The sequence below is a fragment of the Rhodococcus sp. 14-2470-1a genome, from assembly GCF_002259425.1.
Classification (GTDB): domain Bacteria; phylum Actinomycetota; class Actinomycetes; order Mycobacteriales; family Mycobacteriaceae; genus Rhodococcoides; species Rhodococcoides fascians_E.
Genome location: NZ_NPFZ01000047.1, coordinates 111,241 through 134,446 on the forward strand (window position 1 = coordinate 111,241; position 23,206 = coordinate 134,446).

The 23,206-nt window shown below is 65.7% G+C and carries 34 protein-coding genes and 1 pseudogene; 26 read left to right on the forward strand and 9 right to left on the reverse strand.

What is annotated here, in order from left to right:
• Positions 1-147 precede the first annotated feature (147 nt).
• From CH292_RS29100 to CH292_RS26725, 7 genes are all read left to right on the forward strand, one after another.
• Positions 148-420 (forward strand): hypothetical protein, encoded by a 273-nt coding sequence (locus CH292_RS29100; RefSeq protein ID WP_179278110.1) that lies wholly within the window; start codon positions 148-150, stop codon positions 418-420.
• 1,477 nt (positions 421-1,897) lie between these two features.
• The gene (locus CH292_RS26705) at positions 1,898-2,413 is read left to right on the forward strand and encodes a hypothetical protein (protein WP_094656191.1); all 516 of its coding nucleotides are present in this window, start codon (positions 1,898-1,900) and stop codon (positions 2,411-2,413) included.
• Between the two features lie 53 nt (positions 2,414-2,466).
• The gene (locus CH292_RS26710; RefSeq protein ID WP_094656192.1) at positions 2,467-2,802 is read left to right on the forward strand and encodes a hypothetical protein; all 336 of its coding nucleotides are present in this window, start codon (positions 2,467-2,469) and stop codon (positions 2,800-2,802) included.
• Positions 2,799-2,966, forward strand: coding sequence for a hypothetical protein (locus CH292_RS29105; protein ID WP_170945405.1), 168 nt, complete (start codon positions 2,799-2,801; stop codon positions 2,964-2,966). Before CH292_RS26710 ends, CH292_RS29105 begins: the two co-directional genes overlap by 4 nt.
• Positions 2,967-3,344: 378 nt before the next feature.
• Positions 3,345-4,271, forward strand: coding sequence for an ArdC-like ssDNA-binding domain-containing protein (locus CH292_RS26715; protein ID WP_094656193.1), 927 nt, complete (start codon positions 3,345-3,347; stop codon positions 4,269-4,271).
• 384 nt (positions 4,272-4,655) lie between these two features.
• Positions 4,656-4,934: a hypothetical protein gene (locus CH292_RS26720; protein WP_094656194.1), complete on the forward strand. Its 279-nt coding sequence runs from the start codon at positions 4,656-4,658 to the stop codon at positions 4,932-4,934.
• Positions 4,935-5,030: 96 nt separating this feature from the next.
• Positions 5,031-6,764: a ParB N-terminal domain-containing protein gene (locus CH292_RS26725; protein WP_094656195.1), complete on the forward strand. Its 1,734-nt coding sequence runs from the start codon at positions 5,031-5,033 to the stop codon at positions 6,762-6,764.
• A 161-nt stretch (positions 6,765-6,925) separates the two neighbouring features.
• Here the strand turns inward: CH292_RS26725 and CH292_RS26730 are convergent, their stop codons facing one another.
• A complete protein-coding gene (locus CH292_RS26730; RefSeq protein ID WP_094656196.1) occupies positions 6,926-7,300 on the reverse strand; it encodes an Lsr2 family protein in 375 nt (124 codons plus the stop codon).
• 46 nt (positions 7,301-7,346) lie between these two features.
• The gene (gene ligD, locus CH292_RS26735; protein WP_179278111.1) at positions 7,347-8,333 is read right to left on the reverse strand and encodes a non-homologous end-joining DNA ligase; all 987 of its coding nucleotides are present in this window, start codon (positions 8,331-8,333) and stop codon (positions 7,347-7,349) included.
• A 33-nt stretch (positions 8,334-8,366) separates the two neighbouring features.
• On the opposite strand from ligD, the gene CH292_RS26740 reads away from it, so the two are divergent.
• From CH292_RS26740 to CH292_RS26760, 5 genes are all read left to right on the forward strand, one after another.
• Positions 8,367-8,654 (forward strand): hypothetical protein, encoded by a 288-nt coding sequence (locus CH292_RS26740; RefSeq protein ID WP_143545812.1) that lies wholly within the window; start codon positions 8,367-8,369, stop codon positions 8,652-8,654.
• Between the two features lie 292 nt (positions 8,655-8,946).
• Complete coding sequence (locus CH292_RS26745) at positions 8,947-9,189, forward strand: hypothetical protein (RefSeq protein WP_094656198.1); 243 nt, start codon at positions 8,947-8,949, stop codon at positions 9,187-9,189.
• 334 nt (positions 9,190-9,523) lie between these two features.
• Positions 9,524-9,733 carry a hypothetical protein gene (locus CH292_RS26750; RefSeq protein WP_094656199.1) on the forward strand — a complete coding sequence of 70 codons (210 nt, stop codon included), beginning with the start codon at positions 9,524-9,526 and terminating at the stop codon, positions 9,731-9,733.
• 588 nt (positions 9,734-10,321) lie between these two features.
• Entirely contained in the window at positions 10,322-11,020 is a 699-nt protein-coding gene (locus CH292_RS26755) for a hypothetical protein (protein WP_256978594.1), read from the forward strand.
• Complete coding sequence (locus CH292_RS26760; protein WP_094656200.1) at positions 11,017-11,376, forward strand: hypothetical protein; 360 nt, start codon at positions 11,017-11,019, stop codon at positions 11,374-11,376. Before CH292_RS26755 ends, CH292_RS26760 begins: the two co-directional genes overlap by 4 nt.
• Positions 11,377-11,731: 355 nt before the next feature.
• On the opposite strand, the gene CH292_RS28735 is transcribed toward CH292_RS26760, so the two are convergent.
• Positions 11,732-11,932 carry a hypothetical protein gene (locus CH292_RS28735; RefSeq protein WP_143545813.1) on the reverse strand — a complete coding sequence of 67 codons (201 nt, stop codon included), beginning with the start codon at positions 11,930-11,932 and terminating at the stop codon, positions 11,732-11,734.
• Between the two features lie 115 nt (positions 11,933-12,047).
• On the opposite strand from CH292_RS28735, the gene CH292_RS26765 reads away from it, so the two are divergent.
• The 4 genes from CH292_RS26765 (at position 12,048) to CH292_RS26780 (ending at position 14,152) form a co-directional block, all read left to right on the forward strand.
• Entirely contained in the window at positions 12,048-13,007 is a 960-nt protein-coding gene (locus CH292_RS26765) for a hypothetical protein (protein WP_143545814.1), read from the forward strand.
• A 100-nt stretch (positions 13,008-13,107) separates the two neighbouring features.
• Complete coding sequence (locus CH292_RS26770) at positions 13,108-13,461, forward strand: hypothetical protein (RefSeq protein ID WP_094656202.1); 354 nt, start codon at positions 13,108-13,110, stop codon at positions 13,459-13,461.
• Entirely contained in the window at positions 13,461-13,811 is a 351-nt protein-coding gene (locus CH292_RS26775; protein WP_094656203.1) for a hypothetical protein, read from the forward strand. Before CH292_RS26770 ends, CH292_RS26775 begins: the two co-directional genes overlap by 1 nt.
• Complete coding sequence (locus CH292_RS26780) at positions 13,808-14,152, forward strand: hypothetical protein (protein WP_094656204.1); 345 nt, start codon at positions 13,808-13,810, stop codon at positions 14,150-14,152. Before CH292_RS26775 ends, CH292_RS26780 begins: the two co-directional genes overlap by 4 nt.
• Before the next feature lie 8 nt (positions 14,153-14,160).
• Here the strand turns inward: CH292_RS26780 and CH292_RS26785 are convergent, their stop codons facing one another.
• Positions 14,161-14,424: a hypothetical protein gene (locus CH292_RS26785; protein ID WP_143545815.1), complete on the reverse strand. Its 264-nt coding sequence runs from the start codon at positions 14,422-14,424 to the stop codon at positions 14,161-14,163.
• Positions 14,425-14,976: 552 nt separating this feature from the next.
• On the opposite strand from CH292_RS26785, the gene CH292_RS29110 reads away from it, so the two are divergent.
• Together CH292_RS29110 and CH292_RS26790 are read left to right on the forward strand one after the other, a co-directional pair.
• Entirely contained in the window at positions 14,977-15,117 is a 141-nt protein-coding gene (locus CH292_RS29110) for a hypothetical protein (RefSeq protein ID WP_155291642.1), read from the forward strand.
• A gap of 55 nt (positions 15,118-15,172) precedes the next feature.
• Positions 15,173-16,195 (forward strand): DUF4192 domain-containing protein, encoded by a 1,023-nt coding sequence (locus CH292_RS26790; RefSeq protein ID WP_094656206.1) that lies wholly within the window; start codon positions 15,173-15,175, stop codon positions 16,193-16,195.
• Positions 16,196-16,368: 173 nt separating this feature from the next.
• On the opposite strand, the gene CH292_RS29115 is transcribed toward CH292_RS26790, so the two are convergent.
• A complete protein-coding gene (locus tag CH292_RS29115) occupies positions 16,369-16,542 on the reverse strand; it encodes a hypothetical protein (RefSeq protein WP_179278112.1) in 174 nt (57 codons plus the stop codon).
• Positions 16,543-17,043: 501 nt separating this feature from the next.
• Between CH292_RS29115 and CH292_RS26795 the strand changes: the two are divergent.
• The 6 genes and pseudogenes from CH292_RS26795 to CH292_RS26815 all read left to right on the forward strand — a co-directional run bounded on the left by CH292_RS26795 (position 17,044) and on the right by CH292_RS26815 (position 19,782).
• Positions 17,044-17,302, forward strand: a pseudogene (locus CH292_RS26795) (glutaredoxin domain-containing protein).
• A gap of 31 nt (positions 17,303-17,333) precedes the next feature.
• A complete protein-coding gene (locus tag CH292_RS29120; RefSeq protein ID WP_179278113.1) occupies positions 17,334-17,489 on the forward strand; it encodes a hypothetical protein in 156 nt (51 codons plus the stop codon).
• A gap of 40 nt (positions 17,490-17,529) precedes the next feature.
• The gene (locus tag CH292_RS26800; protein WP_094653673.1) at positions 17,530-18,141 is read left to right on the forward strand and encodes a DnaB-like helicase N-terminal domain-containing protein; all 612 of its coding nucleotides are present in this window, start codon (positions 17,530-17,532) and stop codon (positions 18,139-18,141) included.
• Positions 18,138-18,974, forward strand: a complete 837-nt coding sequence (locus CH292_RS26805) for a hypothetical protein (protein WP_256978595.1) — start codon at positions 18,138-18,140, stop codon at positions 18,972-18,974. Before CH292_RS26800 ends, CH292_RS26805 begins: the two co-directional genes overlap by 4 nt.
• A 43-nt stretch (positions 18,975-19,017) precedes the next feature.
• The gene (locus CH292_RS26810; RefSeq protein ID WP_094656208.1) at positions 19,018-19,272 is read left to right on the forward strand and encodes a hypothetical protein; all 255 of its coding nucleotides are present in this window, start codon (positions 19,018-19,020) and stop codon (positions 19,270-19,272) included.
• Between the two features lie 45 nt (positions 19,273-19,317).
• Positions 19,318-19,782: a hypothetical protein gene (locus CH292_RS26815; protein ID WP_143545816.1), complete on the forward strand. Its 465-nt coding sequence runs from the start codon at positions 19,318-19,320 to the stop codon at positions 19,780-19,782.
• 578 nt (positions 19,783-20,360) lie between these two features.
• On the opposite strand, the gene CH292_RS26820 is transcribed toward CH292_RS26815, so the two are convergent.
• The 4 genes from CH292_RS26820 to CH292_RS26835 all read right to left on the reverse strand — a co-directional run bounded on the left by CH292_RS26820 (position 20,361) and on the right by CH292_RS26835 (position 22,250).
• Positions 20,361-20,711 (reverse strand): hypothetical protein, encoded by a 351-nt coding sequence (locus CH292_RS26820; protein WP_094656210.1) that lies wholly within the window; start codon positions 20,709-20,711, stop codon positions 20,361-20,363.
• The gene (locus CH292_RS26825; RefSeq protein WP_094656211.1) at positions 20,708-21,547 is read right to left on the reverse strand and encodes a hypothetical protein; all 840 of its coding nucleotides are present in this window, start codon (positions 21,545-21,547) and stop codon (positions 20,708-20,710) included. Before CH292_RS26825 ends, CH292_RS26820 begins: the two co-directional genes overlap by 4 nt.
• A gap of 95 nt (positions 21,548-21,642) precedes the next feature.
• A complete protein-coding gene (locus tag CH292_RS26830) occupies positions 21,643-21,828 on the reverse strand; it encodes a hypothetical protein (protein ID WP_094656212.1) in 186 nt (61 codons plus the stop codon).
• Positions 21,829-21,830: 2 nt separating this feature from the next.
• Positions 21,831-22,250, reverse strand: coding sequence for a hypothetical protein (locus tag CH292_RS26835; protein ID WP_094656213.1), 420 nt, complete (start codon positions 22,248-22,250; stop codon positions 21,831-21,833).
• Between the two features lie 191 nt (positions 22,251-22,441).
• Between CH292_RS26835 and CH292_RS26840 the strand changes: the two genes are divergently transcribed.
• Both CH292_RS26840 and CH292_RS26845 read left to right on the forward strand, forming a co-directional pair.
• Positions 22,442-22,837 (forward strand): hypothetical protein, encoded by a 396-nt coding sequence (locus CH292_RS26840; protein WP_249300225.1) that lies wholly within the window; start codon positions 22,442-22,444, stop codon positions 22,835-22,837.
• The gene (locus CH292_RS26845; protein WP_094656214.1) at positions 22,837-23,184 is read left to right on the forward strand and encodes a helix-turn-helix domain-containing protein; all 348 of its coding nucleotides are present in this window, start codon (positions 22,837-22,839) and stop codon (positions 23,182-23,184) included. The genes CH292_RS26840 and CH292_RS26845 overlap by 1 nt, the downstream gene beginning before the upstream one ends.
• Positions 23,185-23,206 lie beyond the last annotated feature (22 nt).

Here is a 23,206-nt window from a genome sequence, read left to right on the forward strand (position 1 = left end):
CTGTTCTCTCGTCCGAGCGAGTTCCACTTCGCCAGGATTTCGCCGCACAACTCGAATCGCCCAAATGGGCCGAATACATCTTCGCACCCCGGGCGAGCACGCGCCTGGATCGGAGGCGCAGCGGCCTCAGGCGATGCGCTCGGCGTCGTGGCAGAAGTAGACGGGCTTGCAGCTGAGGGGGTTGATGGAGAGGTGGAGCCTTGCGGGGCGGTCTGGGACACGCTGGCGCATGGTGTCGGCAACACGGTCGTGCTGGACGGCACCGCAGGCGTTGTAGTGGTCGGTGAAACCGTCGTCGTGGTCAGCGGTGCGACGGTCGTCGCTGAGGCACACGGATCACCTGGTACGGGCGAAACCTCAGCGGGCGCGGATTCGATACTTGGCGTCGGTGTCGGAGCAACAGGGGTCGTCGTCGGTTGAGCCCACGCGGCCAAGCTGCTCGAGCCCACCACCAACGCCACGGTGCTCGCTGTCAGCAATGAGCCTGCAGCCCAACGCACGCGGCTTCGCGAGATTTGTACCGGCTTCTTTGCAACCAAAGTAGATACCTACTTCCCTCACTTGTGCGGTTCATCCGATTAATCCCACTCACAGCATCTTTGAACACAACTCACAGGTTCACAACAGGAACACGCAACACAGCAGACCCGAAACAAACAGATTGGTATATAAACTGCTTCACGACAGCGCTAATGGACCGTTTTCACCGAATTCACCACATCGGCAACCGATTTGCAGTTCTGAACTGGGCGGCGTCAAGGGTCAGTGCAGACCACCGCACGACCGACTTGCCGATCGGGTCCAACTCCAACCCCTCACCGACAAGGAAGCAAACGAACGACGAACACCTTCGAGAGTGCTACCGCGACACCGAGCATGGCCGGTCTCCGTCGCTCCCGCACAATCACCTTGAACATGTCCCAGCCTGGAGGTGCACACTTCAGGCGCCCGACGGCCTATTTCTTGAAGAACATGTACCAGGTGATGGCGGAGAACATCAGAGCAACAATCAGGAGCAGCAGGACATTCGACGTATGTATGTCACCGTTCAGGTACTGCGTCATATTCTCAGTATGGTCCCCATCTGGAGGCGATCACTTCAGATGCTCGACGACGTTCGAGTGGGTGGTTCGCACACGTGTTCGAGCACGGGTTACGCTGAGACGAGCGGGTCGCGGAGGGAAGCCGCGGCCCGCTTCGGGCGAGTGCACGGAGGCCATCATGGACCACTGCAGTCTCCGCAGGATCGGGGCAGGCTGGGCCGAAACCCCGCCCACATACTGCCCACGCGGGCACCGCCTGACCGCCCGAAAGGTCCTCGTCGGCTCCCACGTCTGCAGCTGCGAAATCCATCACCACTGCACCCACCGCTGACTCACGTGCGAGACCGTCACCTACACAGCAGCACTGGGACCCGACTGCAACGACAGTGCCTTCGACGGCCGAGCGAACACACAGCGTTGATAACCGGCGGGCACCAGCCCGGCAGAAGGCCTCCGCCGACACCCGGGGGGATGAGCCTCCTCGACGTTTCGAGGGGGCATGCCGCCTGGCGGCGACACTACGGCCACCCTGCGGGCGTCCACCCCTATCGAACGACGCTGCGCGCCGAGTTCACACCTATTTGAAGAGCAGTTGTTTTCGGCCGGTGTTCTGGCTCCCGGCGATCCTGCATCACCCGTACCCGCCTTACCCACCCCGCACTCCGCTATCGCTCCGGCCCTTCGGGCTCCGGAAACTTTTCACAGCGCCTCCGGCTGAAAACTTTCCGTCTGCCGGGGCAGGACAGCGTGCCCGTGCGCTGCTGTATCTCCTCACGCCAGAACACCTTCCGGCGAAAACAACGTGGCAGGACACCGGGCTTATCGGGTCGGCCAGCAGGGGAGAGGAACCCACCATGAGCGCATTCACCGTCCCGAACGAACACATCGACGTCCTCGTCCACGCCGGACGATCCGCGACACTCGGCATCCTGACCTGGGCCGTGCCCTACGTCGCAGGCGAGCTGCCCCTCGACTCGACCATCAGCAACGGAATCATCGTCAACAGCGTGTCGGGAAGCCGCGCCCGTCAACTCACCGGTGCCAGCGTCGACGCCGTCGGTCAGATGCTCGTCGAGCAGAACGTCGCCAGCGTCAACGACACCTACGACGAGGACGACCTCGCGATCTACACCCACCGCCAGCCCCGCAACATGCACCGAAGCCCCGTCGAGATCCTGAAAGCGATCAGTGCCTACCGCTACCAGTCCGACGGCACCGCCGACTGGGCCTCGAGCGAAGCGTTCAACTTCTGCGAAGCACTCGAAACGGTCACCATCCAGAAGATGCGCGGGTGGGAGGATGCAGCGTGGGTCATCGGACGCGAGACACCCACACTCGCCGAGCAGCACACCCGGACCGGCACCAACTGACCACCCTGTACCGAGTTACACCGAACCACCACCGAAAGGAGCACCCACACGTCATGCCCGCCCAAGCATGGATCACCCTCATCGTCGGCGTCCTGGCCGTCGTCGGAGTCATGGCCACCGTCAGCCAACGAACCCGCGCAGACAACAGGGCTCAGAGTTGGCAGCGCATCACCTGGTGCTTGGAGCGCACCGTCAGCGACAACGACGAGGAATCCGAACTCGGTTGGGAAGTGTTCGGCACCGTCGCATCCACGCCGTTCATCGCCAAGACCGACCGTCGCACACTGTGGACCATCGCCGACCACATCGCCAACAGGTCACCCGACCTGGCGGAAACCACCGACACCAGCGACAATGAAACCAAGACAGGAACGGAGGACCCGCGATGACCACCACCGAGAACCGCCCGACCCGACGAGGCCGGTCGATGCAAGTGCGTTCCGCCGCAGCCCGCGCCTCGATCAAGCTCCGCGAATATGACAACGAACCGGTCCCGCAGTGGCTCCGCGACGTCGCCGCAGGCAAGGACACCCCCGCACCCCGCAACGACTGACCCCACCACCAGCAAGGCCCGTCCCACATCAGGGGCGGGCCTTTGTCGTGCAGTAATGCGCGGCCACCTTCGGTGTCCACCGAATCGAGCTCCGCTGCGCGTCGCACTGTGAAAAGCGTTTCTTTCTCGTACATCTGGCTCTCGGCGAGTCTGCGTCACCCGTGACCGCCGTATCAACGGCTGGCGTCGCACGCTCCGGCCTATGGCTCCGAACACTTTTCACACCCACACTCGCTGCGCTCGCAGTGAAAACTGTCCGGCCCAGCCGTTGCCCCGTCGTCCCCGTGCACCGCTGCCTCTTCCTACGCCAGATGACGGCGAGAAAGAAATGAGCAGAGCGAGAGGCCGGGGGACCGGTCGGGCACGGGAGGAACCATCATGGGAGCACGCACCATCACCAGCGCAGCGGACAAGGCGCAGGCACGCCGCGAGCTCGCCGAGGCGCTGCACGCTACGATCACCGAGAAGGTCGAGGCCCTCACCGGTTCGGAGGCGTGGCGTGCCTACCTCGATGCGGCAATGTCGTTCCACGACTACAGTTTCCGGAATATTTTGTTGATTCTGGCGCAGCGTCCGGACGCAACGCGAGTGGCCGGTTTCCGGTCGTGGCAGGGACGCGGCCGTCAGGTCCGCAAAGGTGAGAAAGCGATCCGGATCTACGGCTACAGCTCCCGCACCGTCACCGACACCGACCCGGACACCGGCGACGAGAACAGCCGCAAGATCCCGACGTTTCCGATCCTGTCGGTGTTCGACATATCCCAAACCGACCCGATCGAGGGACACCCGCAGCCTGAAGAACTCGCGCAGCTCCTCACCGGTGCCGATCCGGCCAACATCTACGACCGCACCGCCGCTGTCATGACCGCGCGCAGCTGGAGCGTCACCCGCGAGAAGATCGCCGGGACAACGAACGGCTACACCACCACCGACGGCAGCCGCCGAATCGTCGTCGAGGCCGATCTCGAACCCGCAGCGGCAGCGAAAACGATGCTGCACGAGGCCGGGCACGCCCACATTCACATTCCGCAGATCACCGATCCCGAGGCGCGCAAAGACCTGCACCGTGGCCGGATGGAAGTCGAAGCCGAATCGGTTGCCTACGTCCTGGCAGGTGTGCAGGGGCTCGATACGAGCGCGTATTCCGTCGGCTACATCGCCGGATGGGCCGACGGTGACATCGAGACGATCACCGACACCGCGCAGACCGTCCTCAAAGCCGTTCACGAGCTCGCAGAGGCCCTCGACCGCCGCGATGCGGAGCAGGAAGCCGACAGCGCCGAAGAGAGCGGCAGCGCCGCGTAGGGGACCGGCCTGGTTCGTCCGGCCCCGCCCGAGCGGTGGGATGGGGCGGACCGGGCCACCTGCGGTGTCCACCGAATGGAGCTCCGCTGCGCTCCGCACTCAAAAGAGCCAAGGGATCTCGTTTTTTCGGCGGGTGCTGGCGCCGGCGAGTCTGCATCACCCACGTTCGCCGCCGCAACCACACGACCTCCGCTGCGCTCCGGCCCCTGCGGGGTCCGAGAACTTTTCGATCCCGTACTCGCTGGCGCTCGCTCGAAAACTTCTCGGCTCGGTGGTCTGCACCGTCGCCCGCGTGCGTTGCTGCCTCTTCTCACGCCAGCAACCGGCGAAAAAACGTGGCAAGGCAGAAGGGCCAGGTCACCAGCAGAGAAGGGACGTTTCACCATGCACGAGGTCACCACCCACACGAGCGGAACATCGGTCGAGACGGCTGTCATGGCCGCACTCGCCACCGTCCCCGCCCACGTGTGCACACACGCACTCGGCCAGGTCACCGCCTACACCGCACGGGCCGACCGCGCAGCCGTCGACCCGAACGCCAGCACCGAGACCGCGCACCGCGAGCAGGCCGCGAAATGGGCGTGCATCGCACGCGAGAACGGAGCGAGCGAGGCCCAGATCACCGCCGCCTACCAGCAAGGACAACACCCCACCGCAGCCTGACCACCGCAGCACCCGCAGAAACAAGAAACACCGGACAGGACCTAGCTGCCCGGTGTCTCCAATCCGAGAATCTACCAGGAAAGAGACACCCGCATCATGACCGCTCAGAACACCGAAACCGCTGCTGCTGCCACCGAAGCCCCCGCCGTCGACGGCGCGTCGACGGCGGGGGCGGGCGAGGAGTTCGCCCGCCTGCACCCGGCCACCCTCGAGGTCGGCCCGAACGTCCGCGATCAGGTCGACACTGAATCTCCCGAGTTCCGTGCCCTGGTCGATTCCATCGCCGTGCACGGTGTCCTGCAAGCGATCTCCGCGATCCGCGACGGCGAAACCGTGGTGGTGATCGATGGTCAGCAGAGAACTCTCGCGAGCATCGAAGCCCGCGCCGAGACTGTGCCGGTGGTGATCCGGAGCGTCGCCGGTAGCGCGAAGGCACGCGAAATCGCGCGTCTGTCGCAGCAGGTCGTCGCCAACGACCGCCGAATCGACCTCACCGACGGTCAGCGCGCCAAGGCCGTGACCGGCATGTTGGAGCTCGGTGTGTCGGTGACCAAGATCGCCAAGACGGTGCAGATGGACCGCGACACGGTGAAAACCGCTGCCGCAGCGGGACGGTCGCAGACCGCCCTCGACGCCCTCGACAACGGGCAGCTCGACCTCGAGCAGGCCGCGATCGTGGCCACGTTCGAAGCCGACGGCGACCACGCAGCGGTGTCCGAACTGCTCGACGGGCACCGTCACCACTTCCGGTACACCGCGAACCGGTTACTGGCGGACCGCGCCGAACGCAAGGAACGCGCCGAGGCAGCAGGGCCCTACGCCGAACGAGGGTTCACCATCCTCGACGCAGAACCCCGCGAGGGCAGCGGCTACCTGCGCGCCGACGATCTCGTCACCGCCGCCGACGACGCGGAGGTCACCGAGGCAGTCATCGATGCCAACCCGGCCGTGTGGTCGGTGTGGCTGACCAAGGGCGAGCAGATCACCGTCACCGAGACCGGCGAGGTCATCGAGGAGGAACAGGTCGATTGGGCTACCGAGCACGACGACGAGGCGAAAGCCGAGGAGGGATATCACCACGCCAACGCGCTCACGTTCACCGATGTGTGGACCGGGGAGTACTTCACCGCCGACCCCGTCGCTGCCGGAACCAAGCCCGGTCCTATTCTCGCAGCGTCGTTCGCAGAACCCGCAGGCGACGTGGACCCCGACGACGCCGCTGCTGTAGCTGCAGCGCGCGAGCAGGAGCGCTTGAAGGCCGAAGCTGCACGCAAGGAGGCCGAGCGTGCGTCTCGTCGCCGCACCGTCGAGCTGAACAAGGCATCGACAGCAGCGACCGAGGTCCGCACCGAATGGCTGGCACGGTTTCTGACCCGCAAGACGTTGCCGAAGGGTGCGGGTAAGTGGATCACCGACACTCTCGTCGACGAGCCGGGTCTGTTGACGCAGAACAAGGCACCGCAGTACCTCGCACAACTACTGAACGTCGACGTTGCTGCAGTGACCGGCCCGACCGCTGGTTACCCCGGCAGCGAGGACCGCGCCGCACGTGAGGCGATCGCCCCACTGATCGACAAAGCATCCGAGGCCCGCGCCCAGGTGCTGCTGCTGGCGCAGGTACTCGCCGCCTATGAGGCCCGGATGAGCGGCACTGGAAAGGATTACTGGCGGCGCACCGGTTGGGGCAACCAGGACAACTACCTCGGTTTCCTCGACCAGCACGGGCACGTGCTGACCCCGGTCGAGCAGGCCGCAGCCGGAACGATCACCCCCGAACAAGCACACGACTGGCTCACCAGCGGACAGGAGGAGACCACCGCCACCGAGTGAGACCAGACCGACCAAAGGGGCGACGGACAGCAGATGTCCGTCGCCCCTTTGTTTCGTTCCCGGCGTCGGTCGAGGGGGGCCTGCGGCGCCCCCTCGAGCACCCCCCGCCGACCGCGTACCCCCGGCCCACCATCACCGAGACCGGCGTCTCACCTACAGAATCAGTGGGCTGCTTCGAACGCCTCGACGATTTCGGCTGGAATGCGGCCGCGATCGTTGATCTCGTATCCCTCGTCGGCGGCCCACTGCCGGATAGCGCGGGTCTGCTCCGGATCACGCTTGGTCGGCGCTTTCTCCGGGCTCGATGCCGGCGCCGTCGGCGCGGCGATCGCCGGTTTGCGTTTACGGCCACCGACCCGGGTTGCGTGCTCGATGTAATAGTCGAGCTTGCGGTGAAACTCGTTCGCGTTCTTCGCTTTCAGGTCGATGACGTAATCGACACCGGACACCGAGAATTCGATTGCCTCCCCGGCTTCGTCGTCGATGACCGATCCGTCGATGTCGTCGACCAATTGCACGTACGTTTGTCTCGCCACGGCTGAATTCGCTGCCTTTCGTTCATGCGGAATCGACTGAATTTTTCTACAGCGTAACCAGCGACAATGCGCACAGAGCGCATCGACTCACGTCCGGACCTGCATAGTGTCCATATCGCCTGAAGATTCCTGTGAACGATGGATGCCGCAAACGCCCCGATGCCGATTGCTGGCGATACTCCACTATCGCCACCGCCACCGGCTCGACCCACGTCACCCCGGCGCTGTCGCTGCGCGGAACCGCTACCGAGAACGGGCTGTCCGCACGCGCAATCGCAGTCAACCTCTGGCGCAGTTCGTGCCGTATCCGATCGGTGAAACCCGTTCCGACACTGCCGATATACACCAGATCACCATTCTCGTCGTATGCTCCGAGCAACAGCGCCGCCAACGGTCCACCGGCGCGGCCGCCGGTCGGAACGAAACCGCAGACAATTCCGTCCCGACTGTTCCGGATCGGCGTCTTCACCCACATCTTCGAACGCGCACCGGGACGGTAGAGCGAATCGGCGCGTTTGGCGACGATGCCCTCGATACCGTGCTCGGCCGCTATCTCCATCAACGCCGAACCCTCGACACCGGTCATATTCGGCGGCACTTGCACACGCGTCCCGTCCACCAAGGCGAGATCGTCGAGAATACGTCGACGCTCGGAATAGGGGAGATGCCGCACCGATTCGCCGTCGACGTCGAGGACGTCGAACACGAAATACGCCACCGGCACCGACCGCAGCAACACGGCGCTAGGCCGCGCGACGTGCATCCGGCGTTGCAGCAACCCGAAATCGGGTTGCCCGGACTTGTTCAACGCCACGAGCTCGCCGTCGACGACGAACGAGCGGCCCGCAGCCGAGGCGCTCACTGCCTGCATCACTTCCGGGTAGGAGGCAGTAATGTCATTGATGTTGCGGGAGAACAGTTTCACCGCACCATCGACGCCAGCTGACCCCACGGCTCGACATCCGTCCCATTTGAACTCGAATGTCCACTCGGACAGAGCATTCGACGGCGGAGGGCCAGCAGTGGCAAGCATCGGCGACAACGGATTCGGCGGCACCACCACCGCATGCCCGAACCCGCCGCAGGTCAACCACCCGGCCGTGAACGGCCGGACCGTCCCCTCGCGGGGCCGCACCGAGTGGTCACCACAGGGTTCGTACAAGCCGCCGCCGCGCAGCACGGCGCCACCGCCGCCGGCCACGACCTCGCCGCACTCCACACCGACATCGCCTACTTCGCCGCCGCCGAGCACAAAGCGCCCGCCCGCCTCGACGAGCGGATCTGGGACGGGCTGCTCGCCAAACACACCACCACCACCGCGGCCGCCGACGCGGTCTCGCTCCGGATCGACTGACCGGCACCGGCCCCGCCCACATCGGGCGGGGCCACCACCGGTTCGAGATGTGCTCAATCCGATTGCCGCGCACAGTCTGTGGTCCGTACCGGGTCTGGGCGCGTGGCCGCGCCCGATCGCCCCCTGCGGGGGCGCGTCCAGTGGTTACCAAGGAGGTCGTACGAGCCGTCTCAGCCTGACAGGCCGGGGGCCCGACCCATCAACCCACGCTTCGCTCTTCGGGGTTGACAGGCCACCCTCAGCCTGTCCGACCGGGACGTCTCATCCGAACCTTCCGGAAGGTCCTTACGTCATGAACGATCACCAGATCATCACCAACTACATCGGCCACGCCGCACAGCTGCCCGCCGAAGATCCCCGCGCCAAGCGCTGGGCACTACAAGCGCTCGCGCTCGCCAGCGCAGCAGAGCTGCCACTGCTCATCGAGGAAGCCGAAGGAGTACTCGGACGCATCGAACACGACACCACCTGCACCTGGTGCGCCGGGCAGCCGGGTGCCGAGATCCCGATCGGATCGTTCTGGTGCACCAACTAAGCGCCACACCGCACCTGCCCAGCCCGAAAGGGTTGGGCAGGTCGCCGGCTGGCCGGCCTTCACGGCATCCGATCACTCGTCGAGCCGAACATGGCCTCCGTCGCTACGCTGCACCCGAAATCGTATTCACCATCGTTTCCGCCGACCGCGAGCGGCCGGACCGTCCCCTGGCGGGGCCGCTTCCTGTGGTCACCAACAGGGTCGTACGAGCCGCCTCAGCCTGACATGCCGGGGGCCCGACCGTTCAACCCACGCTTCGCTCTTCGGGGTTGAGCGGCCACCCTCAGCATGCCCGACCGCTGCGTCTCATCCGAACCTCGAAAGGACCTCGCTCATGTACCCCGACCGGCTCACCGCCATTGCCTCCGAAGCGCTCAACCGCGGCGCCGAAACCGCCACCCACAACCTCGGAGGCCTCCACGCCGACATCCACCACGCCGGACTACCCGGCTCCGGACTCAGCGCCACCGGCCACTACACCGCACCCGCCAACATCCCAGACCACCTCTGGGAACACTTCCTCACCAAACACCGCACCGCCTGAACACCGCCCGGCCCCGCCCACGCCGGGCGGGGCCACCACCGGCGCCACACGAGCTGCACACCGGTTCACCGGTGCCCGGCTCAATCATTCGAACGAATGAACGTTGCCGGAACCAACCCGTGACCGGCGGCGTCCAACCAGGCATGGACGACGACGAACGACAAGCAATCCGCGACGAAGGCCTCGACCCCGACAATCCGCACGTCACCGCAGCATTGCAGCAGGTCACAGCCGCACTCGCAGCCCACCGACACCTACGCCGCGGCTACCCCTGGTGGCACACCGCACCCGAACCGGACATACCCCCACCGCCGATCCCCACATTCGACATCGAACACCCGTTCGAGTCAATTCGGGGTGTCCCACCGGCACGGCGAAAGGTCAATTCCATGGCCGCAGCCGACCCCATCCCCGACCTGACCGGGCTCGACAAAACCGCGCAGCTCGACGCCCTCCGCAAGCGCATGGCCGCCATCCCCGGACGCCGCGACCACGCACCCACCGACCTCCCCGCCGAACAAGTACCCCGCGCAGCGGTCGCGATACCCGCGTCGACACGAGAGCGGCCGACGATCTCCGACGTCGACGATGAGCCCGTCGCCGGACGTGATGCCCTCACGCCCGCCGTGCGCGCACGGACACTGCGCACCCTCCCCCGTACCCCTGCCACTGGCCGAACTGCTCCCACACGGCGCACTGGCCCGCGGAACAGCCGCATCGGTGACCGGTGCCGGATCGGTCCTCGTCGGCCTCGTCGCGGCCGCCAGTGCCGCCGGCCACCACGTCGCGATCATCGGCCAACCCAAATTCGGGCTCCTTGCCGTCCACGAACAGGGCGGAGATCTCACGCGGGTCGCACTCGTCAATCCCGGGGATCCCAATACGGCTCTCGACGCCGCCAGCATTTGTCTCGACGGTGTCGATCTGGTCGTCACCACCCTCGGCGGCCGCGACGTCCCGCCCACCCGAGCGCGTGCACTCCTGGCGCGCTGTCGAAGTCACGCCGCAGTGCTGGTCGTGACCGATGGACGAATGCCCGGCATCGACTTGAGCATCCAATCCCGCACCGTCGCCGTCGCCGGCATCGAACAAGGACGAGGACGCCTACGCGCGATCACCATCGACACCAGCGTCCACGGACGCGGAACACCCTTGCGCACCGGCCGCTACACCCTCACCGCACCCACCTACGGCAACGGCACGCAGATGACGTGGACACCCGCCGGTGACCACGCCGCAGGCACAGGCACCGACATCACCCGCCGGCCACTGGCGGCCGCGCAATGACCACCCACCACGAGAGCATCGGGCACGCCGGCGAGCTGTTCGCGCGCTGGCCCGTCACCTTCGACCCACCCACACGCCGCATCGTCGACCCACCCCAACCCGTCATAGTCTCCGTCTCGCACGCCCTCCCCGGATCCCCACGCACCTCGCTGCGCGACGGCACACCTCTCCGCGTGAGAGCTGAAGGCCTCAGCGTCGACATCAAGGTCCAAGGCACCCTCTCGGCATGGGCCAGACTCGCCAACGGAGCGTGGCTCGCACGCGTGGACTTCTCCGTACCCACCGGAAACGGAAAGGGCCACCTGGACTTACATGGCCAATGGGTACCCAGCGACGCCATCACACCCATGCGCTGACCACCACCGGACATGCGAAACAATGACCACACGCTCGACCAGAAAACACAGGAGACCCATGAACATCGGTGACCGCGTCCACATCGCCCCCGGCGCATCCAGCGCCGTCATCATCCGCGACATCCAGGACAACGGCCTGGTCATGGCCTGAAACGAGACCCCCGGAACAGGCGTCTACCCGTACCTCACCACACCCGACCACTTCATCCCCGCCACCACACCGCCGCCAGCACCAACCGCAGACGACGAACCCCGCCAAACCGAGGAGCGCCCGGCCGCCGACGACGACAGCTACCTCGACGAACTCAACAACACCTGACCCGGCACGCGGGCCACGGAACGGCCCCAGCGGAATTCACGACTCCGGCGACGACGCACCCCGGCGCACAGACCGCTTCGCAGCAGCGACACCCCGAGCCCGCAAATACGCAGACAACGACACCCCCGCAGCACCCGCCGCCAGGGCCACCTCGTCATGCTCCGACTCCGTCAAACGCACCGACACCACGAAATCACGCGTCGGCCCCTCCGACTTCGGCCTACCACGCTGCGCCATGCACCGATATTACCAACTACACAAAAGCAGTTGCGCGACCCCATTTAGGCGACTACGATAAATAGTGAACGAGCAATCATAAACCGCTGCATCACAATCGTATTCGGGGGAACGAATGAATCACGAGCCGCCACTACCTGATGGTGAACCGAACCTGCTGTACGTCCTCAAAGCAATTTTATGGGGCGTCGCATTCCTGGGAATCGTCAGCTGCATAGTCGGCGGCTACCTAATGACCAGACCCCTCGACCCCGCCGACGACAAGGTCGAACTCGGCAATGCCCTCGCGGCGCTGATCGGCGGATTCATCTTCGCCCTAATGGCATCAGTCATGGCGGTAGGTCTCGAGCTCTTCGAACCCAGCTCCGACGAGGCCGCCGCGGACACACCACCCATCGACACCCCCACCACCGACATCGCGCCCGCCCCGATCGGCTCGGCTCCCAGTGGATTCATCGACTGGACACCAGCGCTCTGGATCGGCGCCGCAGGAACCGCGCTCGCCGCCCTGGCATTCACCGGATATCTCATCGTCCGCACCCGGCACCGCATCCTCGACCGCCGCGCAGCAGCCCAGACACTCGACACCGACTTCGCGGCCGCGAAAGCCGTCTACTCCCAGGTCGCAGGCGCCTACGCCGAATACCTCGCCGACCCGTACGCAATCTTCACCCGGCCGCTACTCGACGACCTCGACCAGCCCCGCACCGCCGCGTTCATCGACGCATTCGCAAGCGCAGGCGCTCTCGACACCGACACCTGCCCCGCCACCCCCGAACGCGTGAGAGCCTTCGCCGACGCCTCCCGCGCCGCACTGAGCGCGTGGAACACCGCAGACCGACACGCACGAGCCGTCGGAATGGGTGTGCTGACCGACGACAGCAAGCGCACCGTGCGACGCATACACAGCGCGCTCGAACTCGCCCTCGACAACACCGCAGCTGCAGGCGAGCGAGAAAGAGCCATCGAGGCCGTGCAGCGGCTCTCGAACGGTCTAATCACCGTCCCCGACCGCATCTACGCCACAGCCAAGACCGCCATAGAAACCGTCACACGCAAACAACTCACCAGCTGAGCACGGGCGTCAGATGGGCGCGAACAGGTAGAACCTGTCGCACCCACCTGGCAGCATCACCACAACTACGACGCCAATCGCAGGGGGAGAACCACCACCGATGAACATCATCACCGCATACACAGCCCAACGACAGGCCCGCGACACACTGTTCGCCGACTACACCGCCGCCCACGTCAGCGACTACACCGCCGCCGCACTCGCCCACAGCGACCACCGAGAACGCGCCCTACGGAACGTCGGCTTCCTGCTCTTCATCGCCGCATTCGGCCTCGCGCTGTACAACTTCACCCTCCTGTGGCGAGGCGGCGCCGATCTCACCCTCGTCGCACTGACACTCGGGACCCTGGGTGCAGCCATCGCGGTCCGCAACTGGGCGCAAAGAACCGACGCCGCGACCATCCAGGCCATCAACACCACAGTCCACACGGCCGAGACAGGGAGGAACCACTGATGAACTTCATCGACATCGCCGCAAGCGTCGCCAAACTGTTCGCCGCGATCAACATCATCGCCGCAACCTACTTCCACTACCGCTACGTCGTCGGACCGTCCTCGTCGAAGAACTTTCGTAGCGCACAGCTCCACTGGTCCCTCAGTGGATTCTTCGTCATCCTCGCCGTACTCGCCGACAACACGTTGTCCACGGCCACGACCGTCATCCTCACCATCGGAGCACTCATCTGTCCCGCCGTGCCGATCGCCTACCTCCGCAAGCTCCGCCGGCAACGCACACCGACCTTCCTCGACCAGATCGCCACCGACGACATCAACGACCGCACCCGCGCCCGCAACCGCGAGTGACCACTGTGAACATCCTCGGATACACCCTCACCGCCCTATGGCTCGGCCTCAGCCTCACCGCCGTCGCCCTCCACGGCTACACACGACTGCGCAGCACCACACCGCCGTCGGCACAGACACGAGCCCGGCTCGCAGTCGCCCACCGCCACCTCACCTGGCTCATCACGCTCGCAGGGTTCAGCGCAGCAACCGTATGGACCCAAGCAATCGACCACACCCGCTGGATCGCCACAGTCGTCTTCGGCGCACTCACACTTGCCGTCCTCACCCGCTACATCCAGCTTCTGTCAGCGCCCCAGAGGTCAGAAGCCGAACAAGAACGGGCACACGCCATCTCCTGAGGCTCGATTCAGCTCACCTGCTCGGAAGGAACCCGACAATGTTCATCATCGCGGGAGGCATCGTCCTCCTCGCCGTCACCGCAGTAGCGCTGCGCATCGACGGCACCACAGGACGCACACACCGAACCGCCATCGACCTCGCGATCCACCGCACTGATCCTGCTCACCATCGGCATCTGGACCACCCTCACCGACACCCACAACGCCGCGCACTGGGTGCTCAAAATCCTCGTCACCATCATCACCGTCTCGATCGGCGTCGCAACCATCATCGTGCGCACCAAACAGCGACGCGACGACCGACAGACCACAACCAACAACCACTGAAACCCAAGAACAACAACACCAGCGCTACCGCGACACCGAGCGTGAACCCGCTCCGTCGCTCCCGCACAATCACCTTCGCAGCCGTACCCCACACCGCGCCGCCGTCGAGCATTCCGCTCCGGCGGCGCCGGCGTCCCACCACCAGCCAGCAGCCAGCCCACAGCAGGCCCTAACGGGCCACACGCGCCCCTGCGGGCCGCCCCGAATCGAACTCCGCTGCGCTCCGCTCTCAAAAGCATCGAAGAACATCAAATTTCTTTTGACGTAGGTGGCTTCTCCGAGCATCCATCACCCGTGACCTCCGCATCAACCGCCGGCGTCCGCTGCGCTCCCGGCCCAAGGGCTCCGAAAACTTTTCACAACGCCTCCGGCTGAAAACTTTCCGGCCCGCCAGTTGACACTGCGGCCCCGTGCGCTGGTTTCTCTCCCCAGCCACCACGGCAAAAAAAATTGGCAGGGCGAAGGTCCGGCCACGAGTTCACCAGGGAGAGGTCACCATGCGCGCACAACACCCCAGCACCGCCGACGAAATCGACATCCTCGTCCACCGTCAAGGCAAGCCGAAGATCCGCCGCACCATCAAACGCGCCAGCGCCCGACGCGACCGCCGCACCGCACGCCGCGAACTCCGCAACTAACCCCACACCCAACAGACCAGCAACCCAAACTCGAACACACCGAAAGGCTTTTACCATGACGCAACACCGCATCTCCATCGCTACCGCCGCCGACACCCTCGCCGCCATCCCCGCACTGCTCGGTTTCACACCCGAAAACTCCGTCGTCGTCATCGCCCTCGCGAAAGACGCCAGCGGCGCGCACGTCATCGCCATGACCATGCGTATCGACGCATTCGGAGCCGAAACCGTCGCCCACAAGCTCGCCGCCGCAGCAGCACGCCAGGACGTCGACGGCGCACCCGTCACCGCAGTGCTACTCGCCGCGATCGCAGACCCGGGCCACGCCGGTGCTGCACTGATCGGACTCGACGCGATCCGCGAAGCAATGGCCGGATCGGCTATCGACACCCTCAGTGCCCTGCACGCCTACAACCTCACCGCCGGGACGATCTACACCGACCTCGACCGCAACGTCGACGGCATTGTCCCCGACACCGCGACCAGCCCAGTATCGACGGCAATGGCAGTCGAGAACGGCGTCTCCGGCAGCGGCCGACGCGAGGACATCGCAGCACGATTCGAGCACCGCGACCAGATTCCCGAATCGATCGCACTGGCCGCCGCAGCGACGATGGGGGAGGACTTCCTGCCCGTCACGTTCGACGAGCTCGCCGCCGTCATCGGTGCCCGCGAGATCCCCAGCGCCGACCTCACCGCCCGCGTCGGTCTCGCACTCGCCACCGGACACCCCGAAGTCCGAGACGCCTTCCTGGCCATGGCCACCCACGGCGACCGCGACGCAGGCGAGACATTCACCCGAATCGCCGCCAGAGTCACCGGAACAGCCCGCACGCACGCGCTCACCCTGGCAGCGATGTTCCACTACGCCGCCGGCGACGGCGCAACCGCCGCCATCGCGATCGAAGCAGCCGAGCGCGAAGCAGACACCGCATCCATTCCGGTGCCCAGCCTGGCCCGCCTACTGCGCGCAGCTCTGGACGGCGGCGCGCCGCCGAAACTCATCAGTGACGTGATCGCCGTGATCACCCCGCAATACGTGGCCGAGCACATCGGACGAGTCCAGAGCTACACCTGACGCGCGACCGGGCGCGGCCCTCCAGTTCGAGGTGGCCGCGCCCGGCAGTCCGGCTCACCGGCGCGGGGTCGGTGCTTCGGGCATCGAGCCCTCACACCGACAGGCGCCCAATCGACCAGCGTCGACCCAGAGGCGCGCGGCCGACGCACACCATGGCGAGCTGGGAAAAGCACTCAGAGGGAGGTCCGGCCCGGGGGCCACGAAAAATCCACAGAGTCGCCCGTCTCCGGGCGGGTCTCGTCCACCGGAACACCCGCGACGATCGCATCCATCGCCAGATCCGACGGCGGCGGCGACGCATTCACCGCAACCTTCGACAATGCATGTTCGACCTTCGAGCGCTTCATACCCGGCACACTACCGACCGCCCTGCGGCAGGCACCGACAACCGAACTCCGCTGCGCTGCGCTGCGTACCGACGGGACGAGAGAAGAAGCGTTCTTGTCGGCATCTGGCTTCGAGCGAGAATGCGGCCACCCGCCCGCCACCAGTCAACCCGCGGCTCCGCTACCGCTCCGGCTTATGGCTCCGAACACTTTTCACACCCACACTCGCACAGCTCGCGGTGAAAACTGCCCGGCCCACGCATTGACTGGTGGCACCCGTGCGTCGCTGACATCTCCCTGCGCCAGATGACGGCGAAAAGAACGTGGCAGGACCAACACAGACAGGGCATCTCCATCCGTTTCGCACAGTGGCTAATGCCCGAATGTGGTTCGTTTCTAATACCGAAAACAACTCGACAACAACCGGATTGAACTATTTACCGTAGTCGAATAAGTCTGGAAATATCGACCGATATCCGATAGAATGAAACCCATCGAGCACATCCGATCAAGGAGCCCACCATGCCGATCACCGTCTACACCAAGCCAGCGTGCGGCCAGTGCGACGCCACGAAAAGCAGACTCGACAAACGCGGCCTCGAGTACCAGATCGTCGACATCACCGAAGACGACGCCGCACGCCGCACGCCGCACGCCGCACGCCGCACGCCACTACGTCACCTGCGAGCTCGGCTACCTGCAAGCGCCCGTCGTGGTCGTCGACGAGAACACCCACTGGAGCGGCTTCCGGATCGAACGGATCGACCAACTCGCAGCCTGACGACCACCCACTACCGAAGGAGACACTCGTCATGCGACTCGTACCCACCTACACGCCGGACCCTGACTACATCGACCGCCAGCTCGACGCCGAAATCGCAGCCCTCACCGCAGACACCGGACACCGCACCGATCGGCATCCCGCCGACGTACGCAGCCCGCGACCCGGCCCGACGCCGGCCACCTGACCTTCTTCGTCCGCTCACCGACACCGGAAAGCCACCCGCCATGAACGCACTACGCGCAGTCCCGGACGAGGGCAGCGGATCCGCCGACAACGCACGCGCAGACCTCGCACCCGTCGAAGACGACTACGAGATCGCGGCCGCGTCCGAACCAGCCGCCGACCCCGAAGCGCTGCTGCTGTGCGCCCTCATGTGGAGCTTTCACCCCACCAGCGACAACACCGAAACCCGGCGCATCATCGCCACTCTCACCGCAGACGACTTCGACGACGTCGCCTACGGGCGACTGTTCACCATCATCGCCGACCACGTCACCACAGCGCAGCCGTACGACGCAGCCACCATCGCTCATGCACTGCACCGATCCGGAGCCGACGGAGCCAAAGACGCACCACTGCGCCGACGCCTCAACGGTGTCATCACCGCCGGAGCCGAAGCGCTCCTGATCACCCACTACGCCGATATCGTGCTCTCCCAGGCCTACCGGCGCAGCTTCCACGTCGCCGGCGCATCCATCACCCAAGCCGCCGAGGAACTCCCCGAGGAATACCTGATGGAGCACATGGTCGAACACGGCCGCCGCCAACGCAGCTACTTCCACCGACTCAATCAGTTCCGACAGGCAGAGACTCCCACCGGTGAGAACCCGGCATGACAAGCTCGACAGCGATGACCGACGAACACACACCCCACACCGACACGGAGACAGCAGACGCGCTCCCCGCCTCCGTCCGCGAAGCGATCACCGCCGCCGCCGACGCCGCGACGGATCTCGAGCACGCCGAACCCGGCCCAGGCGCACTGACCGTGCAGGTCTGCTCCGCATCCGAACTCGCCTACGACCCCGCCACATGGACCACCGTCGGAACCTACCTCGCCGCCGACGCCGCACTGCTCGCCGATCGACTCGTCGACGCACTCGGAGACAGCGCCAACCTGCACACCGACACCGGTGTCCTCGTCATCACCCACACCTACACCGATCCGGCCGACACCGGCACCGACACAGCGGAGGAAACGTTCATGAGCGCCAGCGACCCCACCGCCGAACCGCCGCTGCTGACATTTCACGCAGACCGCGTCCAGGACCTCGGTGACGATGCCGTGCAAGACCCGACCGGGAACGACTCGCTGCTGCGGCTGCAGCAACACTGGCTCCTGCAAGCCGCCCTCGACAGCGGCGTGATCACCTACGACCGGCAGAGGTGGGGCGATCTCACGCTCGGTGCGACGTTCACCGAATCGAACCAGTACGAGATCGTCTTCCAGATCACCTACGACATCGCCGGAGCCCCGAACGTCGTCGACGGCCGCACCACCGATTACCCCGACGACTACAACGAGCTCGACACCGACGCCCAGAACACCGTCCCGTCGACCCTCGTCCCGAACCCGCCCACCGCCGCCGGGTGGCTGCGCTTCCTCGTCGAGTCGCTCAACGAGCTCCACCGCGCCACCAGCATCCTCGTTCGAGGATGGCCGCTGTAACACCAGCACGGCGTACATCCGTCACACGTCCAGGGGGGACACCATGACCATCACTCTCACTCCGGCGCTGCGCCAGGTATTGAGCCTGACGATGATCGCGGTCGCGATCATCACCACCGGGTTGTCCGCGTCAATCGGGGCCGGCGTATTGCCTACCGACGGAGCGACACTCGGCGCCTGCGCCGTAGTGGGTGCACTGCTCGGAGTCAACCTGACATTGGTGTGGGTCTCGGTCATCGAACGCCGCACACACCGCAGGCAGCACGATCCGCAGTCCTCGCCCGCCTCGATTCACTGAATTGCCCCGCGTGCGAGCTGCCAGCACCCAGAATGCGAGGGAGACATGACCGCTCAGCCCGTACGGTCACCCACAACGGACGTAGCGCGTCCACCACAGCGCTCGGCAGCCGACCAAGCCCGGGGCGATGCACGAGGAATCAGCGTCGACGAGGCGCAGGCACAGTTGACTGCTCCCGAAGCGCCGATACCGTGCCGAAAGAATCCAAGCGGATGGGACATCGACCGCACCGGACGCGACGGACTGCGCGCAGCAGTGCGCGCTTGCAGGCTCGAATGCCCACTGCTTGCCCACTGCCGTGTCCTCGCACAATCCGGCGCGGTGCGCACCCAGTCGATGGTGTGGGCCGGAATAGTCCACGACGAACGCGGTCGGCCGATGGACCTCGACGACGCCACCCTGCGCGTCGGCACCTGGTCGCACGGCCGCGACACCCGCATCCCCGATGGCGACGGCCGAATCTTCAACGGACACACAGGGCAGTGGGAAAGACCGCTCACCGCCGGATAACACACAAGGGTGGTCCGGTCCGGGGTGCGCGGGCGCGGAGGTCGACCAGACGATGGGATTGGTTTCTCTCGCCCCGCACACCCCGAACACACTGCGCCGCCGGGAAACTGTGAGCGCAGACCCCGTGCGGTGCATCCAGGTCATTTCCCCGACACTGCGTTTCGAAACTGCGCGTAGCCACGGCGCGGCGTGGCCGCTGTGGGGAGAAGAAGCGGGTGCGGGCAGAAAGCTGCCCGCCGACCCCCTCAGTTCGTCGGGCAGCGCACCCCGCCCGCACCCGCCCCTTTGATGGCCGCACACGCCAGCTCCGCCGCCTCACGGCGACAGATGCTGCATGCGCGGCGACCGAGAACGCTACACACACGGCCGGCGGTCGGTACCGATCGAACGCTCCGGGAACCGGAACGAAGAAGAGGGGGCGCGGGAAACGGGGGTTCGTCTCACTTCCCGGGGGGGTGGGGAAGAAACGAGTTCCCCGCGCCCGTGGTCGCGTCGCCATATGGGGGAGGGCCGAACGCAACCACAGTCGAGCGTAACCACCGCCACCGACAGGTTCACACGCAGTCGGTCGGCCGCGGTCACAGCCCGAACGCTTCGCCCAACGTGGGACGGTTGTCTGCGATGGTGCGGATCAGCTGCGCGAGCGCCAACGCCCCGATCGGGTCGTCGAGACCGACGCTGTGATGCGCCATCAGCTCGACCTCACCGGTGGAGGCCACCACCTCGAGCAGTTCCGCCGACGCCTTCTCGGCGAACCCCGGACCGGACAGTGCGTTGACAGTGCGGAGCAGGTCGACGAACCGCGGCGCGGTCTCGACCCGTACAGAGCCGCACATCAGCTCGAACGCCGCCACCGCCTCCGGTGAACACAGTTGAGCCAGGATCTCCAGCTCGGCACGGTCCGACTCGGTCAGGTCGTCATTTGTCATGACCGAACCCCGTTGGTCTGTGCGGCGTGGCCGCCGGCGCGCACCGTGTGCGCGTGTAGACGCTCGTGCTCGGCAACCACGCCGAGGAGCTCACTGGCGGCGGCGTCCGCATCGAGGGCGGCGAGGTTCGCGCGTAGCCGGGTGATCTTCTCGTACCGCTCCACGGCAGCAGCGTCCGAGTCGGAGAGTTCGACGCTGTGCGAGACCCGCACGACCTTACGAGCGTCGATCTCGGTGACCGCGCCCTCGATACGCCCCGGTGCAGCGGCAATCAGCTGCTCGACGAGTGCGCCGGCGACGTGGCGCGCCGGATCGACCGGATACTCACCGAGCACAGTCGTCGAATCCGGCAGCGGATCCGGACGCACCGAGCGCACCTGGACTTCGAGCACATCGATGCGCTCGTGCTCAGCATCGAGCGGCGGCCGCGTAGCCACCACCTCCGCGACCACCTCCTGTACGTACTGCGGTGCGGTGAGTTCGGCGCCGCGGACACCGGCCGCGTAATTCGGGATCGCCGCCAGCGCGCAGACGATCTCACCGGTCGTGCCGACCAGCAGGACGTCGGTGTCGGTGTAACCCTCGCCTTGACGGGTGACGGTGACCGCGAGCTCGTCGGCCTCACGGAGCGCGGTGACCGCTTCGGCTTGAGTGATCGCGAACCGGGCCGCGGTGGAGTGGGTGTAGAAGTGGCCGCGGGTGTGCACGAATCCTGGATCGCCATGCTGATCGAGGGTGGCGATCTCGACGGACAACAGTTTGGGAACCGAGCCGGACGGGGTGTGCGAATCAGCCGGCGGCGGTGGGGGAGCGGACTGCTCCGATGTCGATGTCATGAAAGGCCCTTTCGGGAGACGGCGCGCCGCGCACCGAACCGAGGACAGGCGGTGCGGGCAGCGCAAACCGGGGGAGGAAGGAACGAACGCGACCGTCAGGCGACGATCGAGTAGGTGACGCAGAAGCCGAGTGCACCGACCGTGCACACAGCGCCCAACACAACGTCGGTCCGCGACAGGTGCGAGCACGTCGAGGTCAGCGCGAGACGCACACCGAAGGCGCCGAACGTGGCGAGAAAGACGAACGCCAGCACCCATGTCGACGCATTGATGATGGGCATGTTCAGCTCGCGTTCGCGTAGCTGGCGTCGGGCTCACGCTGTGGGGCCGACTCCCGCTCGGCGTCCGAGGTATCGGAGTCTGACTGCTGCGCAGTCACCGGCGGGCGGGGACGCGTGGTGCGCGCGCTGTTTCGCGCGGACGGCGCAGTGCCGCTGCTTTTCCTGCTGGCCGCGTGTGGGACTTTCAGGCCGGCGGCGCGGAGCTCGGGCGCGGTCCAGCCGCCGTCGAGTGCAGCTTTGATCGCGGCCAGTTCCTTCGCCGCGGCCGCGCGCTCGGCGGCCTCGGCTTCGGCGACTTTGGTCGACGCAAGTGTGCGCTCGTTCTGCGCCGCGACGATGGTGTCGATGAGACCGAGCCGGTCATCGAGCGCAGCCTGAGCGGCAGCGCGAACAGCGGACGGATCGAGTGGAGACAAAGACATATGCAGGCCCTTCGGAGACGGCGTGGAGCGCACACACACCTCGGTGTGTGGCGCTGCTTCTGACGCGGTCTCGGGCGTCCTGCATGACGTCCGAATCCAGCCCTAACGCTATCGAATCGGGCCGCTCGATGCACGCCCACCACAACCGACATGTCTTGCAAGGCATATGCCGTGCGCGGTATACTCAAGTGGTGGATGTTGATGCACCGGAAGAGTTCTTCGACTGGCTCGATCGCGTCGAAGCGAAAGCCGATGCGGGAGATGCGGCGTCGGTGCGGGTGCTTGCTCGGGTGACCGATGCGTTGGTGCAGTTGCGTGAACTCGACGGTCCACCGTCGGAGGATCGGCCGGATCTCAAGCGGGTGCGGCAGTCGAAGAAGTTTCCGGTGTGGCGCACTGCGCATCCGTTCGATGCGCAGATCGCGTTGCGGTTGATCTGCTGGTTTCCGCCCGGCAGTAACTCGGTGGTGGTGGCGTTGTTTGCGGCCGACAAGGCGCGGATGGGGGATGTGTTCTACGACGGTGTCGGCGCGAGGGCTGATGTCGCGATCGAGCGGTGGCTACGCGAGAGTGAAGGAGAGCAGTGATGAGCGAGAAGAAGACGTTCCGGCGAGCAAACGATCGGATCGAACAACTACGCACCAAGCCCGCGATCGCGGACACGGTGGCCGAGTTCGCGGCCGAACGCGACGCGATGAACCGCGTGTACGCGGAAGGGCTCGCAGACATTCGGAAGGCCGGCAACCTCACGCAAGTGCAGATGGCCGCGTTGCTCGGAACGAATCAGGGGGCGGTGTCGCGGATCGAGAGCCGCGACGACCTGTTGCTGTCGACGCTGCGGCAGTACCTCGCCGCGACCGGGGCTGTGCACCCGAAGATCGTCGTCGAAAAAGACGGCGTCGAAATCGCACTGGACCTCGACGCCTTCGCCTGAGTCGAAGGGGTATCGGGGTTGT

Bases quoted from the DNA above. Each gene is read 5' to 3' on its own strand.
- CH292_RS26705 (WP_094656191.1), top strand. From the start codon at position 1,898: ATGAGCGCATTCACCGTCCCGAACGAACACATCGACGTCCTCGTCCAC.
- CH292_RS26710 (WP_094656192.1), top strand. From the start codon at position 2,467: ATGCCCGCCCAAGCATGGATCACCCTCATCGTCGGCGTCCTGGCCGTC.
- CH292_RS29105 (WP_170945405.1), top strand. From the start codon at position 2,799: ATGACCACCACCGAGAACCGCCCGACCCGACGAGGCCGGTCGATGCAA.
- CH292_RS26715 (WP_094656193.1), top strand. From the start codon at position 3,345: ATGGGAGCACGCACCATCACCAGCGCAGCGGACAAGGCGCAGGCACGC.
- CH292_RS26720 (WP_094656194.1), top strand. From the start codon at position 4,656: ATGCACGAGGTCACCACCCACACGAGCGGAACATCGGTCGAGACGGCT.
- CH292_RS26725 (WP_094656195.1), top strand. From the start codon at position 5,031: ATGACCGCTCAGAACACCGAAACCGCTGCTGCTGCCACCGAAGCCCCC.
- ligD (WP_179278111.1), bottom strand. From the start codon at position 8,333: ATGCTTGCCACTGCTGGCCCTCCGCCGTCGAATGCTCTGTCCGAGTGG.
- CH292_RS26740 (WP_143545812.1), top strand. From the start codon at position 8,367: ATGCCCGAACCCGCCGCAGGTCAACCACCCGGCCGTGAACGGCCGGAC.
- CH292_RS26745 (WP_094656198.1), top strand. From the start codon at position 8,947: ATGAACGATCACCAGATCATCACCAACTACATCGGCCACGCCGCACAG.
- CH292_RS26750 (WP_094656199.1), top strand. From the start codon at position 9,524: ATGTACCCCGACCGGCTCACCGCCATTGCCTCCGAAGCGCTCAACCGC.
- CH292_RS26755 (WP_256978594.1), top strand. From the start codon at position 10,322: ATGAGCCCGTCGCCGGACGTGATGCCCTCACGCCCGCCGTGCGCGCAC.
- CH292_RS26760 (WP_094656200.1), top strand. From the start codon at position 11,017: ATGACCACCCACCACGAGAGCATCGGGCACGCCGGCGAGCTGTTCGCG.
- CH292_RS28735 (WP_143545813.1), bottom strand. From the start codon at position 11,932: ATGGCGCAGCGTGGTAGGCCGAAGTCGGAGGGGCCGACGCGTGATTTC.
- CH292_RS26765 (WP_143545814.1), top strand. From the start codon at position 12,048: ATGAATCACGAGCCGCCACTACCTGATGGTGAACCGAACCTGCTGTAC.
- CH292_RS26770 (WP_094656202.1), top strand. From the start codon at position 13,108: ATGAACATCATCACCGCATACACAGCCCAACGACAGGCCCGCGACACA.
- CH292_RS26775 (WP_094656203.1), top strand. From the start codon at position 13,461: ATGAACTTCATCGACATCGCCGCAAGCGTCGCCAAACTGTTCGCCGCG.
- CH292_RS26785 (WP_143545815.1), bottom strand. From the start codon at position 14,424: ATGATGGTTGCGACGCCGATCGAGACGGTGATGATGGTGACGAGGATT.
- CH292_RS29110 (WP_155291642.1), top strand. From the start codon at position 14,977: ATGCGCGCACAACACCCCAGCACCGCCGACGAAATCGACATCCTCGTC.
- CH292_RS26790 (WP_094656206.1), top strand. From the start codon at position 15,173: ATGACGCAACACCGCATCTCCATCGCTACCGCCGCCGACACCCTCGCC.
- CH292_RS29115 (WP_179278112.1), bottom strand. From the start codon at position 16,542: ATGAAGCGCTCGAAGGTCGAACATGCATTGTCGAAGGTTGCGGTGAAT.
- CH292_RS29120 (WP_179278113.1), top strand. From the start codon at position 17,334: ATGCGACTCGTACCCACCTACACGCCGGACCCTGACTACATCGACCGC.
- CH292_RS26800 (WP_094653673.1), top strand. From the start codon at position 17,530: ATGAACGCACTACGCGCAGTCCCGGACGAGGGCAGCGGATCCGCCGAC.
- CH292_RS26805 (WP_256978595.1), top strand. From the start codon at position 18,138: ATGACAAGCTCGACAGCGATGACCGACGAACACACACCCCACACCGAC.
- CH292_RS26810 (WP_094656208.1), top strand. From the start codon at position 19,018: ATGACCATCACTCTCACTCCGGCGCTGCGCCAGGTATTGAGCCTGACG.
- CH292_RS26815 (WP_143545816.1), top strand. From the start codon at position 19,318: ATGACCGCTCAGCCCGTACGGTCACCCACAACGGACGTAGCGCGTCCA.
- CH292_RS26820 (WP_094656210.1), bottom strand. From the start codon at position 20,711: ATGACAAATGACGACCTGACCGAGTCGGACCGTGCCGAGCTGGAGATC.
- CH292_RS26825 (WP_094656211.1), bottom strand. From the start codon at position 21,547: ATGACATCGACATCGGAGCAGTCCGCTCCCCCACCGCCGCCGGCTGAT.
- CH292_RS26830 (WP_094656212.1), bottom strand. From the start codon at position 21,828: ATGCCCATCATCAATGCGTCGACATGGGTGCTGGCGTTCGTCTTTCTC.
- CH292_RS26835 (WP_094656213.1), bottom strand. From the start codon at position 22,250: ATGTCTTTGTCTCCACTCGATCCGTCCGCTGTTCGCGCTGCCGCTCAG.
- CH292_RS26845 (WP_094656214.1), top strand. From the start codon at position 22,837: ATGAGCGAGAAGAAGACGTTCCGGCGAGCAAACGATCGGATCGAACAA.